Raw genomic sequence first — 2296 nt, 5'->3', positions numbered from 1 at the left:
ATGGCCACCGCGACGGGGCCCGCGAGCCGTGCTTCGGCGTTGATCAGGGCGGGTCGTACGCCAGTGCGCCGGCGAGGTCGGCGCCGAGGGTGTAGCCGGGGCTGTCGTCGAGGAGTTCCTTGCGGCGGTTGTAGCGCTGGGTGGTGCGGGAGTCCTTGTGGTCGGCCCAGCGCTGGATCTTGTCAGGCCGGGCGTCCGGCTTCGCCAGGGCGTGGGTGACGGCGTCGCCCTTGACTCCGTGCGGGCCGCGCGGGGTCAGCCCGGCGCGCTTGGCCAGGGAGTCCGTCAGGTGCCACACGGCCGGTTCGTCGAGCTGGCCGCCGCTGGCCGTGCAGAACAGCCATCCTGTGGTGCGGCCGTCGAGGTAGTCCTGGAGGGCGGCCCAGGCGATCGGCGGGACGGGCTTGTTCTTCCAGGAGCCGCCCTTCACCTTCACCTTGATGACGTGGTGGCCCTGGTCGTCGCCGAGGTGCTCAACCTTCGCGGTCAGCAGGGAGTCGACGCGCAGGCAGCAGGTGTAGAGCATGAGCAGCAGCGCGTACGCACGCTTGCGGTAGGCCCGGATCCGGTGGTGGTCGCGGGCGGTGACCAGGAGCTTGGTCCACTCCTGCTCGGTGTAGCCGGGGGTGGGGGAGTAGTCCGGGTCGATGACCGGCCTGCGTACGGCGTCGAAGGGGTTCTTCAGCGGGGTGTCGCTGACGACGTCGAGGTAGGCGAAGAACGAGGAGGCGGCCGAGAGGGCGTTGGCCTGGGACGCGTCGCTGTACGGCGGCCCGGTCCGGATCATCTCGCCCCGGGGCCCGCCCTTGACTCGCACCCAGGTGGGAGCCGTCTCCAGGTGCATGCGGAAGGTGTCGGCCAGAGGGAACGTCACCTTCAGCGGGTGGGCCCCGTGCTCGCGGGCGAACTCCTCGAAGATGCGAAAGCCCCGGGCGTACGACTTCTGGGTGTTGGCCGAGCGCTGGTGGGCGATCCACGCGGCCGCGAGGGTGGGTAGCGGGTCGTCCTCGTCGTAGAGGGCTGCCAGGTGGTCGTAGAGCTTCCGTGCGTGCTCGGGCCACAGCTCACGCGGATCGCGCCGGAACGCAGTGAGCGTGGCCCGCGGCCCGAGGGCCGGGGCGGGCGGGGTGGTCGTCATGCAGATCCTCACGCTGGTGGGGGAGAGGGACGTCCGGGCGCCTACATCCAGTACCTCTCTTGCTCTTCCTGGCGGCGGATGTCTTCCGCGCAGAAGATGCACAGGTCCTGCCCACCGGGGGCGCTGTCGCGGGTGGGGCAGTAGGAGCCGCACGCCGCGCAGTTGCCGAGTTCGGCGGGGGCGAAGCGGCCGGCGCAGGTGGTGCAGAACAGGGTGTCCTTGCTGTCGGCGAACACGGCATTGTCGGTGAGGGTCGGGGCATGGCACCCGGGGCACTCGTCGAACGGTTCCGGCTGTTCGTCGGTCCTCAACAGGTCGGCGAGGTCGTACGCGGGCCAGGCCTTGCCGCAGAAGCGGCAACGGGACCGCCCCGCCTCGGCGAGCATGGCGAGCTGCTGACAGTCTGGACAGCGCAGCGTCCGGTCCTCGGCGTCCTTGAGCTCGTTGCCGCGCAGGCGGTTCATCCGCTTGGTGACGAACGACTGGATGTCCTTGAGCCCGCGCCGAACCACCTCCATCTCCAGGTGCAGGGGGCCGCTTTTCCTGAGTTCGGGCTCCAGGTGCTCGTCGATGAACCGCACGAGGAAGTCCAGGACGGTAGCCGCGCGGGCTTCGATGACCTTCGCGTTGAAAGTGAGGCCGTAGTGCTGGAGTGCGTTGCGGTCATCAGCCAGTTTGTCGAGAGCGTTGGCCTCCTTGTCGCTGATGGAGACGCCTGCGATGTTGCGCAGCCGTTCCACTGCGGCCCCTGTGGTGCAGCTGGTGAACTGGGCGTCGGCGTACGCGTCCGAGGTGGCCGTGCGCGGGTCAGCGAAGATGAGACTCCAGTGCTCGCGGGAGAGCCGCGCTTTGAGGAGTACTTCGGCGGCGGCCTGGAGGTGGAGTACGGCGTACTTGATGTCGCGCGGTGAGCCGCCGGTCGCCGGGTTCAGGTGCGTGACGACGCTGCGCAGGTAGTCGATGCCGTTGGGAACCGGCGGGAAGTCGAGCACAGGCGGCGGCCCGGAGCGGCGCCGGTTGCGCTTCGGCGCTCGCGTCGGCGTGAGTGGTCCGGACGGTCGGTCGGCCATCTTCTCTTCCGGTGTTTCGGGCGTTTCACCTGATTGCGGGACGTTCTGATCGGGCGTCAGCATCTGCACAGGATAACCGTAATTATCC

At 69.0% G+C, this 2296-nt stretch carries 2 protein-coding genes; both read right to left on the bottom strand.

Features of this window, described 5'->3' with window-relative positions; all coding sequences use genetic code 11:
• Window positions 1-43: 43 nt before the first annotated feature.
• Complete coding sequence (locus ACWFRU_RS42250; protein ID WP_453694169.1) at window positions 44-1138, bottom strand: tyrosine-type recombinase/integrase; 1095 nt, start codon at window positions 1136-1138, stop codon at window positions 44-46.
• A 41-nt stretch (window positions 1139-1179) separates the two neighbouring features.
• On the bottom strand, window positions 1180-2296 hold a 1117-nt coding region (locus ACWFRU_RS42245; RefSeq protein ID WP_453694167.1), incomplete at its 5' end, for a hypothetical protein.

The organism is Streptomyces sp. NPDC055099, assembly GCF_053607685.1.
Note: the sequence above shows the minus strand (reverse complement) of the source record. Positions and strands in the feature narration are given on the sequence as shown.

Bases quoted from the DNA above. Each gene is read 5' to 3' on its own strand.
- ACWFRU_RS42250 (WP_453694169.1), bottom strand. From the start codon at position 1,138: ATGACGACCACCCCGCCCGCCCCGGCCCTCGGGCCGCGGGCCACGCTC.